Source organism: Archangium primigenium, from assembly GCF_016904885.1.
GTDB classification, from domain to species: Bacteria; Myxococcota; Myxococcia; order Myxococcales; family Myxococcaceae; genus Cystobacter; species Cystobacter primigenius.
On sequence record NZ_JADWYI010000001.1, the window covers coordinates 6,514,670 to 6,527,868 of the forward strand.

General features: G+C 71.3%; 14 protein-coding genes. 6 read left to right on the forward strand and 8 right to left on the reverse strand.

Translation table 11 applies throughout. The features are described from left to right. Nucleotides 1-11: 11 nt before the first annotated feature. From I3V78_RS26585 to I3V78_RS26620, 8 genes are all read right to left on the reverse strand, one after another. Nucleotides 12-1,073: an outer membrane beta-barrel domain-containing protein gene (locus I3V78_RS26585; protein WP_204491279.1), complete on the reverse strand. Its 1,062-nt coding sequence runs from the start codon at nt 1,071-1,073 to the stop codon at nt 12-14. A gap of 14 nt (nt 1,074-1,087) precedes the next feature. After that, complete coding sequence (locus I3V78_RS26590) at nt 1,088-1,903, reverse strand: outer membrane beta-barrel domain-containing protein (RefSeq protein WP_204491281.1); 816 nt, start codon at nt 1,901-1,903, stop codon at nt 1,088-1,090. Between the two features lie 299 nt (nt 1,904-2,202). Next, on the reverse strand, nt 2,203-2,880 hold the full coding sequence (gene rplC / locus I3V78_RS26595; RefSeq protein ID WP_204491283.1) for a 50S ribosomal protein L3: 678 nt from the start codon (nt 2,878-2,880) through the stop codon (nt 2,203-2,205). Between the two features lie 147 nt (nt 2,881-3,027). After that, a complete protein-coding gene (locus I3V78_RS26600) occupies nt 3,028-3,801 on the reverse strand; it encodes a hypothetical protein (protein WP_204491285.1) in 774 nt (257 codons plus the stop codon). A gap of 37 nt (nt 3,802-3,838) precedes the next feature. Beyond that, on the reverse strand, nt 3,839-4,237 hold the full coding sequence (locus I3V78_RS26605; protein WP_239576618.1) for a hypothetical protein: 399 nt from the start codon (nt 4,235-4,237) through the stop codon (nt 3,839-3,841). A gap of 136 nt (nt 4,238-4,373) precedes the next feature. Continuing rightward, the gene (locus tag I3V78_RS26610) at nt 4,374-5,420 is read right to left on the reverse strand and encodes a HupE/UreJ family protein (protein ID WP_338023758.1); all 1,047 of its coding nucleotides are present in this window, start codon (nt 5,418-5,420) and stop codon (nt 4,374-4,376) included. A gap of 62 nt (nt 5,421-5,482) precedes the next feature. Further along, on the reverse strand, nt 5,483-6,043 hold the full coding sequence (locus tag I3V78_RS26615; protein ID WP_204491289.1) for a hypothetical protein: 561 nt from the start codon (nt 6,041-6,043) through the stop codon (nt 5,483-5,485). Beyond that, nucleotides 6,040-6,186 carry a lmo0937 family membrane protein gene (locus I3V78_RS26620; protein ID WP_239576620.1) on the reverse strand — a complete coding sequence of 49 codons (147 nt, stop codon included), beginning with the start codon at nt 6,184-6,186 and terminating at the stop codon, nt 6,040-6,042. The genes I3V78_RS26615 and I3V78_RS26620 overlap by 4 nt, the downstream gene beginning before the upstream one ends. 320 nt (nt 6,187-6,506) lie before the next feature. Here I3V78_RS26620 and I3V78_RS26625 point away from each other — a divergent pair, with 320 nt between their 5' ends. The 6 genes from I3V78_RS26625 (at nt 6,507) to I3V78_RS26650 (ending at nt 13,181) form a co-directional block, all read left to right on the forward strand. Beyond that, entirely contained in the window at nt 6,507-7,220 is a 714-nt protein-coding gene (locus I3V78_RS26625; RefSeq protein WP_204491293.1) for a transglycosylase SLT domain-containing protein, read from the forward strand. A gap of 245 nt (nt 7,221-7,465) precedes the next feature. Further along, a complete protein-coding gene (locus I3V78_RS26630; protein WP_338023759.1) occupies nt 7,466-7,750 on the forward strand; it encodes an STAS domain-containing protein in 285 nt (94 codons plus the stop codon). 192 nt (nt 7,751-7,942) lie between these two features. Then, a complete protein-coding gene (locus I3V78_RS26635) occupies nt 7,943-8,929 on the forward strand; it encodes an AAA family ATPase (RefSeq protein WP_204491297.1) in 987 nt (328 codons plus the stop codon). A 77-nt stretch (nt 8,930-9,006) separates the two neighbouring features. Beyond that, nucleotides 9,007-9,894 (forward strand): DUF58 domain-containing protein, encoded by an 888-nt coding sequence (locus I3V78_RS26640; protein ID WP_204496808.1) that lies wholly within the window; start codon nt 9,007-9,009, stop codon nt 9,892-9,894. After that, a complete protein-coding gene (locus I3V78_RS26645) occupies nt 9,891-11,918 on the forward strand; it encodes a transglutaminase TgpA family protein (protein WP_204491299.1) in 2,028 nt (675 codons plus the stop codon). The genes I3V78_RS26640 and I3V78_RS26645 overlap by 4 nt, the downstream gene beginning before the upstream one ends. Nucleotides 11,919-12,290: 372 nt before the next feature. Further along, entirely contained in the window at nt 12,291-13,181 is an 891-nt protein-coding gene (locus tag I3V78_RS26650; RefSeq protein ID WP_204491301.1) for an RNA polymerase factor sigma-32, read from the forward strand. Nucleotides 13,182-13,199 lie beyond the last annotated feature (18 nt).

Consider the following 13,199-nt stretch of genomic DNA (forward strand, 5'->3'; position numbering starts at 1 on the left):
GGCGCGCGGTCTCAGAAGAGGTAGGAGAAGCCGGCGTAGAAGCCGAGGTTGTTGAGCACGTCCGAGGAGGGATTGCCGACCAGGTCCTTGCCCAGCACGATGTCCTCCCGGTAGTTCTTGCCCGTCTTCGGATCCACGCCGTCGAACTTCTGGAAGCGGCAGCTGCCGCTCAGGTCCAGCTCGGCGAACGTCTGGCCGCTGCCGCGCGCCTCCTCCAGGAGGCCGAAGTCGCGCTGGTTGCAGCCGTCCACCCGGTCCACGCGCGCGGTGTAGACCTGATCGCGCACCTCGAGGCGCAGGGCCATGGAGTCGCCGAACTGCACGCGCAGGCCGCCGCCCACCGAGCCGAGGAACTTGCCGCCCGTGTCCCCGAAGCGCGCCGGCACCACCGAGCCCACGCCGTCCACCTGCTGGGTGACCTCCGGGCGGATGAGCACGCGCGTGGAGCCGAAGCCCGCCCCGCCGCTGAGCACCACGCTGAACTGCAAGAGGTGGTTGTCGTAGAAGGCGAACTTGCCGTACAGCGGCGTCACTTCCACGCCCGCGAGCGCCCCCCACGACAGGAGCAGCGCCGAGGCCGCCTGGGCCTGCTCGCGCACCTTGTCGATGAGCTCCAGGTTGAAGTCACTCTCGTTGGCGTACCAGTTGTAGTGCCCGGTCAGCTGCAGGCCGAAGTTCTCCTGCAGGTGGTAGGTGTACTGCAGGCCCGTGCCCGCGTGCCGGGTGAAGCGGCCGTTGATCTGCGGCACCCCCGGGTAGAGCGTGAACTCGTGCCGGCCCGCGTCCGCGAAGCGCTTCTTCTGCACCACGTGCACGGCGACATTCGGGTTGTTCAGGGGCGCGCCGTTGATCAGCCGCTGCTGCTCGGCGTTGGCCACGGGCAGGGGGGCGTCCCCGGCCGCGGCGGCCAGGGGCGCGTCGGCGGGAGGCGCGGGAGGGGCGGGCTCGGCCCGGAGGGGCGGAGACACCTGGGTCTCCGGCCGGACGGGCGAGGGCGGCGTCCCGGTGGGGGATTGGGCCAGGGCGGGCGCGGCCGCCAGGAGCAACGACGACAAGAGCGCGGTGGATCGCATGGGAGGGCGCGGCCTCAGAAAAGGAAGGTGTAGCCAAGGTCGAACTGCACGAGGTGCGTGAATCCCGGGTTGGGCGAGGGCTCACCACTCTCCTGCCCCGCCTCCCAGCGCTCACGGTCCACGTTGACGCGGAACTGGTCCTGGAAGACCCAGTCGCGCAGCTCCAGGCGCAGCGCCTGGCGCTGGGTGAGGAAGAAGCGCAGCCCCACCGCGGCCGACACCACCGGCGCCACGCGGCTGTCCGTGCGCCAGTAGGACTCGGTGGCGGTGGAGGCGTCCGTGGGGTTGGTGCGGTTGTCACAGACGCCCCGCGCCCGATCGACCACGCGCGAGCACTGCACGATGGACTCGCGCCGCAGCGAGGCGAGTCCGCCGCCCGCCCAGAGGTAGGCCTGGAAGTGCGCCGTCGCGTCCGACAGGAGCGACAGCTTGCCGTAGATGGGCGCCCAGCGGACCCCCACCACCCCGTGCGCGCCCATCTCCCACATGTCCGACAGCTCGTCGGTGATGCGCTTGTCCTCGCGGTTGAGGAAGCTCTCGGAGAGCGAGCGCGCCAGGCCCGTGTGGCGGCTGAGCGCGTAGCCGCCGCGCGCCTCCAGGCCGAGCGTGCGGAAGGCGTTGTAGGCCACGCCCACGTTCAGGTTGTAGTGCCCCGTGAGGTACTCACGCGCGGGCAGACCCACCGCCAGCGAGAGTTCCAGCCGGTTCTCCGGCGAGTAGAGCCGGTGACGCACGGCGGCGGGATCCAGTACCTGCTGCTGGGCCGACGCACTCAGGGCCGAGAGCACCAGGGCCAGCGAGACGAAACGAAAGGAGATCCGTGGAGTCATATGTCCGTATGGCGCATCCATCTGGGCATGCCGCTCCCTAGGATCAAGGGAGCGCGCCTTGCAGGGCACGCGCTTTCATACGGAGAAGAGACCGAGCGCTCTCTGGAGAACGTTTCCCCGGGCACGAGGGCCGGGGGCCCTTGCCGGGGAAAACACGAACGCCCCGCCCGGTGGGAGACCGGAGCGGGGCGTCGAGGAGACCCTGTGGCGGTGCCTGGAGGCTCGGTAGGACGAGATGCCCGGCCCTCGCTCCCGGGAGGGCCCGGGAAGGAGGGAGCACACACAGGGCGGGCGGCGGACTACTTCCCGGCGCGGGCGGCCTTGTGCTGGGCGCGCATGGCGACCTTGATGCTCGGGCGCACGACGATGATGCCGTCGTTGTGGCCGGGGACCGCGCCCTTGATGAGCAGCAGGCCCTTCTCCACGTCCACGTCCACCACGGTCAGGTTCTGGGTGGTGACCTTCTCCACGCCGTAGTGACCGGGCAGCTTCTTGTTCGGGTACACGCGGCCGGGCGTCTTACGCTGACCGATGGCGCCCGGGTGACGGCGGTACTCGTGGGTGCCGCGCGTGGCCGTCTGCGAGCCCTTGAAGCTCCAGCGCTTCATGACGCCCTGGAAGCCGCGGCCCTTGGTGATGCCCGTGACGTCCACGAGCTCGCCCTTGGTGAACAGGTCCGCCTTGACGGCGTCGCCCACGTTGAAGCCGGCGGCCTCCTCGGCCGTCACGCGGAACTCCTTCAGGTGGCGGCGCAGCGGGGCGCTCGCCTTCTTGAAGAAGCCCAGCTGGGGCTTGTTCACGTTCTTCTCGCGGATCTCACCAAAGCCCAGCGTGATGGCGGAGTAGGCGTCCTTCTCCGGCGTGCGCTTGCCCACGATGTGGCAGGTGTTGACGTCGACCACCGTCACGGGAACGAGGTTGCCCTCGTCGTTGAACACCTGCGTCATGCCAATCTTCTTACCGATCAAACCCTTCACGTCGTCCTCACAGCTCGCGCGGCCTCGCGCGAAAACATCAATGAATTCAGCAAGTTGCGTCCGTTTTGACCCTTCCCCGGACGCCGGGAAGCGGCGCAATGTACCAGTTGCCCCCCCGGGGTCAAGCACCGTGGGCGCGGGCGGCCCTCACCGGGCGCGATCCAGCCGGGGGTAGAAGGGGGCGAGCTGGGCGTCCGCGATGCGCTGGGCGTACACGTCCTCGCCGAGCAGGAACAGCGCCTGCTCCAGGTATTCATCCGCGGCCTTCACCTCGTCTTCCTTCTGGGCGATCGCCGCGTCGTAGTCCGCCAGGGCCTGCTCGAGCGCCTCCTTGCGGGCCGTCATTTGGTCCTCCATGTCCAGCATGCGCTTGTGGGCCACCAGGCCCGGGGCGCCGGGCTGGCCGGGCTTGGGCGTGAGCGCCAACTCGACCTGCCGCTCCAGGTCCTCCACCTCGCGCGTCATGCGCATGGACTGCAGGCGGTTCTTCTTGATGTTGTCGCGGGACATGGCCAGCTTCGAGTCGTCCTGGGTGGTGAGCTCCAGGTCGGCGTGCTTGGCCTCCATCTTCTTGAGCGACGTCTGCGCGTAGCGCAGGTCGGCCCGGCGGGAGATGAGCGTCTTGCGGATGGTCTTGAGCTGACCCTCCACGGCGTCCACCGCCTTCTTCCACTTCTTGACGATCTCCGCCTGGACGGCTCTCCGCTGATCGTACTGGCCGAGGTACTCCTGCCAGGCGGCGTCCTCGTCGTTCATCTGCTGCTCGAGCGCCGCCAGCTCTTCCTGCCGGGCGCCCAGGGCGGCCTCCGCACGGTAGACGCGGTCCATCGTGCGCGGGCAGTTGGGCTTGCCCGCGAGGCGATCCCGCGCGAGGTCGCCCAACTGGAAGATCAAATCGTCGTAGGTCTCGGCCTTGGCCATGGCGCCTTTTTACGCAAAAGGCGCGGGCGCTGTCAGCCTACTCGGCGGGGGCGGCGACCTGGACCGGCCGCGCCTCCACGGTTCCGCTCTGGGCGGCGCCCTCGGCCAGGGCGAAGAGCTCCCGGGAGCGATCCTGCTCCTCGGTCCGGTTGAGCTCGCACACCCAGGCGCTCGACAGGTCCGCGTGCTGGCGGGCCAGCTCGGCGGTGGACTCGTAGCGGGCGGCGGACGCACGGGCGAAAGCCGCCTCGCGCCGCAGTTCACGCACCGTGTCGTCGTCGAGCGTCAGCTCCTCGGGCGGTACGGGCAGGGGACCGCGCCCCAGCGCCGCCAGACGGGCCAGCAACCGAGAGGCGTGTGCCCGGCAGAACGCGGCGAGGACCATCAGTCGGGCCCGCCCCCGGCTGTCCCCCAACCGTTCGGCGAGCATGGTCATGCGCCGTGCGGATACCACTTCGGATTCCCATGCCGCGGCGAGTGCGGCGGCCAATCGGGTATGTCTCGCGCCCATCATCCCTCCCCAAGTCCTGCCCCCTACCCCGTTTCGAAGCTATGAACGGGTTCGCCAGGATTCAACCGATCAACGCGAATGCCCGCTCCACCAACCAATACCCTCCCCCGGCCGCGAGGAGGAGCGACAGAACGCGCACTGTCCGCTGGTACAACCTGGGGCGTCGGCGCAAGAGCCGCATGACGGGCAGCAGCCCGAGGACGACGAGGGCCTGGCCCAGCTCCACGCCCAGGTTGAAACCGAACAGCGCGCCCACCACCGAGTCGCCGAGCCCGTAGCCGGCCAGCACGCTCGCGAAGCCCAGGCCGTGCACCAGGCCGAACAGGAAGGTGAGCCCCACGCGGTGGCCCAGGCCCCGGCCCGTGAGGTTCTCCACCGCCACCCAGAGGATGGACGCGGCGATCGCCACCTCCACCCAACCGCCGCTGCCCTCCCCCAGCCGCAGCCAGCCCAGCGCCGTGGCGCCCAGCGTCAACGAGTGCGCCACGGTGAAGGCCGTCACCAGCAGCAGCACCCGCTGGAGCGAGCCGCCCACCAGCAGCACCGCCAGGAGGAACGCCAGGTGATCCACCCCCTGGAAGATGTGGAACAGCCCCAGCCCCACCCACTCGAGCAGCCCCGAGGCGGCGCGCTCCTCCATCACCACCGTGGGCTGGGCCGCGTCCGCGAAGCGCTGGCCCCGCTCGCCCTCGGCCAGGCTGCCCAGCACGACCTTGTAGGAGGGGGGCAGGAGCGCCAGCAGGGAGAAGCGCTGGCGCAGCACCCCGGGGGGGCAGGTGAAGCGCGCCTCCAGCGCCACGTACGTCTCGCGCACCCGGGCGCTCGTCTCCCCGCGCGCGCAGGGGGTGTCCCCGGCGCTCAGCGGCACGGCGTCCCAGAAGCCCAGGGCCAGGGCGGGCGCGCGCGCGTCGAGGTCCGCCTGGGTGAGCACCCCGTCGCCGTCCGCGTCCGCGGGGAGGAGCAGCGCGAGGGTGTCGGCCGTGAGGGTGATGCGCTCGCGCACCTCGGCGCCCGCCGCCTCCGGGCGCCAGAGCTGCGCGTAGAGGATGTCCGCGTCATGCGCCCGTGCCGGGAGCGCGAGCAGGCCCAGCCACACGAGCGGCGCCACCCTCCGGGCTGTCCACGTCCAGCGCATGGGCCGGCAGCCTGCCCTCTTGGCTCCGCGCCCGTCTACTCCTGGATGAACACCCACTCCGGGACGTGCGCGCCCTCCGGGCCCCCGTGCCGGGTGCCACAGCGCGGGCAGAACAGCGGCCCTTCCCAGTCCCAGAGCGCCTTGACGTCCTCGCCACAGCACACGAGCGGCAAGAGCCGCAGGTCGTCCGAGTCCGGGGACATGGGCCCGGGCATCGCCACCGGCGGCGCGCTCACGAAGGTGGGCCGGGGATTGACCGCCAGCGTGCGCGAGACGTGCGCGAGCTGCTCGTAGCGCACGTGGTTGGCCCACGAGCGCGCCACGTCCTCCACGTGGGCCTGCTGCGCCGGCGTGAGCCACTCGTCCCCGGCGGCCCGGTGCCCACAATAAGGACACCACCCGTCGGGCACGTCCTCGAAGCTCTCGTGCGCGTTCTCGAACGGAAAGAGCGACGCGAGCCGGCGCTGCAGGATGTTCGCGTCGTGGCGGCACGGCCGCGTCTTGAAGTCCCGCTGGCAGCGCGGGCACTCCCGCCGCACGAAGCCCCCGGCGTCCCGGGGCAGCTCCACGTGGACGACCGAGGGCGCGTCCTTCATGACGCCATGGACCCCCTGCCCCGCTGCGCCAGCGCCAGCGTCAGCGTCACCACGGAGAACAACAGCAGCAGGTGCACCCAGTGGCCCTCGGTGGAACCCGTCACCGAGCCGAGCACCCACAACAAGAACAGGATCGCGCTCATCGTCCAATACACGCCGCCCACTCCTCTCCACCCCAGGGCGCCCCGCACACCTCTCGCGCGCGCCACGCCAGGCCTCGGGCGCAAAGCTGGGGTGCCCCGGGGGCGGGGGCAACCCCTCTTCATCCCCTCCTTTCGACAGGCCCCGTCCTGGACCCGAGACGCGGGGAACGGGCGTTTTTCCTGGAGGGGATTGTCCTACCCTGGACGCGCTACCCGTGATTCCAGGGAGTTAGCCTCTGGCACGTGGACTGCTTTGAGGTTCGGCAACTGCCGCAAGGGGACACGCGGCCCAAACGATGGCGCGTGTGGGGGAGAACGGTATGAAGGCGTGGACGGTGGCGCTGGTGGTGGTGGTGGGTCTGGGGAGCACGATGGCGCAGGCCTTCCAGCCCTACATCCCCGGGGGCAAGAGCGCCGAGATGCGCGAGCTGCGCGCGAAGCTGGCCGAGCAGGAGGACAAACTGGCGCGCATGGAGCGCGAGGCGGAGCTCTACGCCGAGGCGGAACTCCTGGGCATCGCCGCGGCGGTGCAGGCCTCGCAGCTGCCCGATCGCCAGCAGCGGCGGCTCGCCATGGCCATCGTGCGCGAGGCGCGCGCCAACGGGCTGGATCCGCTCCTGGTGGTGGCCGTCATCCGCACCGAGAGCTCCTTCAACAACTACGCGGTGTCCCAGGTGGGCGCCATGGGCCTCATGCAGGTGATGCCGGACACGGGCACCTACCTGGCGGACAAGGCCGGCTTCAAGCTGCAGCGCAGCACCAACCTGTTCGACTCCGAGCTCAACGTGGAGCTGGGCACCGCCTACCTGGCCAACCTCATCAGCCGCTTCGGCACGCCCGAGCGCGCCCTGGTGGCCTACAACGCCGGGCCCACCCTGGCGCGCAAGATCCTCGGCCAGACGGACGTGCGCGAGCGCTTCATGGCGGGCTACCCCGCCAAGGTCATGCGCGAGTTCCGCCGCCTCAAGACCCAGCCGCCCGCCCGCGAACTCACCCGACTGGACGCGCAGAAGGTCTCCAAGGGCCCGGGATGATGACTGGCCAACACTCCGCACGCCCAGTGGCCGACAATGATCCGGGTTTCGCCCACGAGTGACTGCCCTTTCTGGGTTTTCCCGCGCATCTTACGTTCCGTTCCGCTGTGCGCCGGGGTGGGTGGTTCCACTTCGGGCCGGACGCCCCCGACAGGCGCTGGTTCTCTTCACGAGACGCCGCGAGACGCACGGAGAGACGAGCCATGGTGGGGCTGGAAATTCAGCAGGAAGAGCGCGCGGGTTGCATGACCCTTCGGTTGAAGGGCACGCTGGACGGGCAGACGGCCCGGCTGCTGCGCAGCTCGCTGGACGCGCTGGGAACGACGCGGGAAGTCGAAGTGGACTTCACCCACCTGCGTGAATTCCGGGACTCCGCGGTGGGCGTGCTCACCACCGGGCTCGTGGATCGCAAGGTGCGGATGCGGGGCCTGGACCGGCACCAGCAGCGCATGTTCCGCTACTTCGGCCTGAGCCTCGGCGAGACGACCCCGTCCAACGCGTACTACCGGCCCGAAGAAGTCCTCGCGTAGTTCGCGGGCCCTGAAGGCCGCTCGAGGCGTACCTCCTCCCCGCCCCGGGAGAAGCGCCTCGCGGTCCCCAGGGGCCCACCAGTCGGCCTGGCGAGCGTCACGCCGCCGGCCACTTCCCCCGAGCGGGCATCGCGGGGAAGGTGTCGCACCTGCCCAGGATCGCGCTCGGGCTGGAGTAGAGTGGGCCGCCCGATGAACGCCCCTGCCCGAGCCGACGTCACCCCTCCCGTTTCCGCCGCCACCGCGCGCGCCGCGCTCGAGCGCGTGGCCGCCAACCTGTCCCTCGCCGTGCAGGGCAAGGAGCGCGAGCTGCGCCTGGCGGTCACCTGCGTGGCCGCCGGCGGCCACCTCCTGCTCGAGGACGTGCCCGGCGTGGGGAAGACCACGCTCGTGGAGGCCCTGGGCCGCTCGTTCGGCCTGAGCCTGTCGCGCGTGCAGTTCACCGCGGACCTGATGCCCACCGACATCCTCGGGGCCCAGGTCTTCCACGCCGCCTCGGCCACCTTCTCCTTCCGGCCCGGTCCCATCTTCCGCCAGCTCGTGCTGGCCGACGAGCTCAACCGCGCCCCGCCGCGCACCCAGTCCGCGCTGCTGGAGGCCATGGCCCAGGGGCAGGTGTCCCTGGATGGCACCACCCACCCCCTGCCTCGCCCCTTCACGGTGGTGGCCACGCAGAACCCGGTGGACTTCTCCGGCACCTACCCCCTGCCGGACTCCCAGTTGGATCGCTTCCTCATGCGGCTGTCGCTCGGCCACCCCGCGCCCGAGGTGGAGGCCCGGCTGCTCACGCAGCAGCGCGACACCGCCTCGTCCGTGGACGTGCTGGAGCCGGTGAGCACGCCGGAGGAGCTCACCGCGCTGAGGGCCCAGGTGGCCGCGCAGCGGCTGGACACCGCCGTGGCCGAATACGTGGTGCGGCTGGCCCAGGCCACGCGCGCGCACGGGGACATCGAGCGGGGCGCGTCCACGCGCGCGGTGCTGGCGCTGGGCATGGCGGCCCGGGCCCACGCGCTCTGGGACGCGCGGGACTTCGTGACGCCCGGCGACGTGCGGGCGGTGCTCGGGCCGTGCCTGGCGCACCGGCTGCTCCTGCGCAGTGGCACGCAAGGGGCCTACACCCGCGACGAGGCCCTGCACCTCGTCGAGGAGGTGGCCCGGAAGGTGCCGGCCCCCCGGTGAGCGCCTCCCCCCTGGCCTCCTGGCGGCGCGCGCTGCGCGCCCAGCTGCGGCCCCCGCGCACCCTCAAGGTGACGCGCATGGGGCGCACCTACCTGGTGGTGACGTTCGGCGTGGGCCTGGGCGCCCTCAACACGGGCAACAACCTGCTCTACCTGGTGCTCGGTCTGCTGCTGAGCATCATCATCCTCTCGGGCGTGCTGTCCGAGCGCTGCCTCAAGGATCTGGCCGTGCGGCGCGTGGGCATGGACGGCGCGTTCGCGGGCGAGCCCTTCGCGCTGCGCTGGGGCATCACCCGCCGCTCGGGGCATGCCTTCGCGCTCACCCTGGCCGAGGTGGACTGCGCGCTGACGGGCGAGGGCGGCGTGGGCTACCTGGCCGCGGGCGCCGAGCACGTGGTGCGCGCGGACCTCACCGCCGCCCGGCGCGGGCCCATGAAGCTGTCCGGCGTGCGCGTCACCACCCTGTGGCCCCTGGGGCTGTTCGCCAAGACGCGCGTCTTCGCGCTGCCGGGCACGCTCTTGGTCTACCCCCGGCGGGGCTTCGCGTGCGGTCCTCCGGAGGACGCCGCGGTGGGCCACGTGGGCGAGTCCCCGAGTCCCCGCCGCCTGGACGGCACGGGAGACCTGGCGGGCCTGCGCGAGCTGGGCGAGCACGAGGACACGCGGCGCGTGCACTGGCTCAAGAGCGCCGCCACCCAGCGGCTGCTCAAGGTGGAGCGCGAGCGCGAGGAGCGCCGCACCTACGTGCTCTCGGTGGCCTCGGGGCTGGCCCCGGAGGCGCTGGATCGGCGGTGCGAGGAGGTGGCCGAGCAGGCCCACCGGCTGCTCGAGGCGGGCCACGAGGTGGGCCTGGAGCTGCCCGGCCAGCGGCTGCGTCCGGGCGCGGGCACGGGCCAGGAGCGCGCCCTGCTCCGGGCGCTGGCGTGGTTGGGTTTCGAGGATCAACGCGAGGAGGAGGCGGCATGACGCGCCCCCTGCGGTTGAGGCTGCTCTTGCGCGACCTGAGCGTCGCGGCGGCGTTCGCCTCCATGGCGGTGTCCGGCCAGGTGCCCCTCTGGGCCCTGGGCCTCGTGCTGCTGGCGGTGGGGGTAGGCCTCTGGGGCAAGCGGCCCTTCGCGCGCTACCCGCGCCTGACGTCCGCCCTGCTCGTGCCCGTGGCCGGCGCCATCTACCTGGCCGTGGCCGCCGGCCAGATGGACCTGGTGGTGGCGGCCTGCTCCTTCGCGGGGCTCGTGGCCGGCCAGCGCGTGCTGTCCCAGAGCTCGCCGGCCACGGATGGGCAGGTGCTGCTCGCGGGCCTGTTGATGATCGCCGGTGGCGCGGCGCTCTCCGGTGAGCTGCTCTTCGCGGTGTGCCTGCTCGCGTTCGCGGTGCTCGCGTGCCTGTCGCTGGGCCTCGCCGTGGTGGAGTCGTCGGTGCCCGCGGGTGAGCCGGTGCCGGTGCGCGCGGTGATGCGCCCGCTGGGCCGGGGCACCGTGGTGGCCATGGTGGGCGCCATGGCCTTCTTCGTCTTCATTCCGCGCCTCAACTGGAACATGGGCGTGCGCCGCGCCAGCCCGGGCCTGGGCACCGCCACCAGCGGCTTCTCCGACACCGTGCGCCTGGGGGGCTCGGGCACCCTCAAGAGCAACCCCCGCGTCGTGCTGCGCGCGCGCCTCAAGCCCGATCCCCAATCCGAGCGGCTGTCCTCCTATTGGGTGGGCCGCACCTACGACACCTTCGATGGCGTGGAGTGGACCACCCTGGGCGCGCCCTCGCGCCGCAACCGCACGCGCGTGACGCTGCGTCCGGGCGCGGAGAAGCAGGTGTACCAGCGCATCGAGCTGTTGCCCGCCTACGGCAGCCGCACGCTCATCGCCCTGGAGACGCCCGCCAAGCTGGGCAACGCGCTGGCGCATACGGCCACGGGAGACCGCCGCACCCAGCTGCGCGAGCAGGGCGGGGACGAGCTGCGCTTCGTGGACGACGGGCTCGGCTACTCCTACGAGGTCTACAGCGTGCCACCCGGCACGGACACGGATCCCGGGAAGATGAACGAGCAGGAGACGGACCAGCTCCTGGCGCTGCCGGAGACGTTGGATCCCCGGGTGGAGGAGCTGGCGCGGCGGGTGGTGGGCGACGAGAAGGATCCCCTGGCCGCGGCCCAGAAGCTGTCCGCGTGGCTGCAGCGCGAGTACCAGTACACGCTGGAGCTGGGCGGGGACGTGGCGGATCCGCTGCGCGACTTCCTCTTCGTGCGCAAGGCGGGCCACTGCGAGCACTTCGCCACGGCGCTCACCGTGATGCTGCGCACCCAGGGCTTCGAGTCCCGGCTGGCCACGGGCTTCTTCGGCGGCGAGCGCGTGGGCGACGAGTACATGGTGCGCGCCGGTGACGCGCACGCCTGGACGCACGTGCTGGTGCCCGGCCGGGGCTTCGTCACCGTGGACGCCACGCCCGCGGACTTCCGCACCAACCAGTCCTCCAAGGTGCTCGAGACGCTCGTCTCCCTCTACGAGTCCATGGAGGCCATGTGGCGCAACGCCGTGGTCGACTACTCGTTCCGGGATCAGATGGACTTCGTCCGGGGCCTGACGCGGCCGCCGCGCGACCCCAGTGGCAAGCCCATGGCCCGCTCCGCCCTGCCGCCCTTCCGGGCCTGGGTGACGGCCGCCGCGGTGGGCCTCGCCCTCTACGGCCTGGTGCGCGTGCTGTCCCGACGCCGGGCGCGCCCGACCCGCCAGGAGGCCACGCGCTTCGTGGACGCGGTGGAGCGGCTGCTCGCGCGCGCGGGCCTGCCTCCGCGCGAGGGCGAGACCCTGGAGGACGTCTCGGCGCGCCTGTCGCGCGAGGCCCATCCCCTCGCCCCGCTCCTGGCCACCCTCACCCGCCGCTACCTCGAGGCCCGCTTCGGCCAGCGCCCGCTCGCCTCCGGAGAGAGCGCCCGGCTGCTCGCCGAGCTCAAGCAGGCCCTCGACACCTCGCAGCGTCCCACCGCCCGGGCGTCGTGAGCCCCCGCCGCGCCCCTCGTCCTCCGAGGGGGCGCGCGGGCCCGACCCGGTGACCCTGACATCGCGCCCGTCCCCCATTACCCGTCCCTGTGGGAGGCGGGAGCGATGGCGGGAAGGCGAGGTGGCGACAATCCCCAGTGCCCTACAGGCTTGGCTGCCCGGAAAGGTTTTTCCTCCCTGTAACGCTTACGGAGGCGCACCCCGGACGCGGCTATCCCACAAGCCAAGTGTGCGTGGGGATTGACGAATTTTCGCGTGAAGGTGTGGCACGCACGTTGCTCTACGCACCCCGCGTCCGGTGGTTGTTGGTCGGGAACGCGGAACAACCTCTTTTCATCGGCCTCCGCTCGGGAGGCCCTCGGGAGACACCCCATGCAGCTCACCACGGAGCAGTCGTCCAACTCGGGCTCGCTGGCCATGTACCTCTCGGAGATCAACCAGTACTCGCTGCTGTCGGTCGACGAGGAGCAGGCCCTGGCGCGCCGCTTCCTCCAGGCGGACCTGGCCGCGGGACACCGGCTGGTGACCTCCAATCTGCGCTTCGTCGTGAAGGTCGCCTACGAGTACCGCTCCTACGGCATCAAGATGTCCGACCTCATCCAGGAGGGGAACATCGGCCTGATGAAGGCGGTGCAGAAGTTCGATCCCGACAAGGGCATCCGCCTCATCTCGTACGCGGTGTGGTGGATCCGCGCGTACATCCAGAACTACATCCTCAAGAGCTGGAGCCTCGTGAAGCTCGGGACCACCCAGGCCCAGCGCAAGCTCTTCTTCTCGCTGGCCCGCACGCGGCGCGAACTGGAGAAGTTCGGCACGCTGGACGGCTCGGTGGTCAACGTGGACGAGATCGCCCGCAAGCTCAACGTGAAGGCCACCGAGGTGCGCGAGATGGAGCAGCGCATGGGCGGGCGGGATCTGTCGCTGGACGCGCCCATGGGCGAGGACGGGGGCAACAGCCACGTGGACTTCGTGGCGAGCGAGACCGCGCCGCAGGACGCCGAGTTCGCCGACAAGGAGGAGACGGGCCTCATCAACACGCGGGTGCGCACGGCGCTCATGCGGTTGGATCCCCGCGAGCGCTTCATCATCGAGCAGCGCGTGATGAACGAGCGCCCCATGACGCTCAAGGAGCTGGGCGAGCACTTCGGCTTCTCGCGCGAGCGCGCGCGCCAGCTGGAGATCCGCGCCAAGGACAAGCTCAAGTCGGAGCTGGCGGCGCTGATGGCCGAGGTGGACCCCGAGGCGACCGAGGCGGTGCAGTAGTCTGCTACAAGGGCGCGG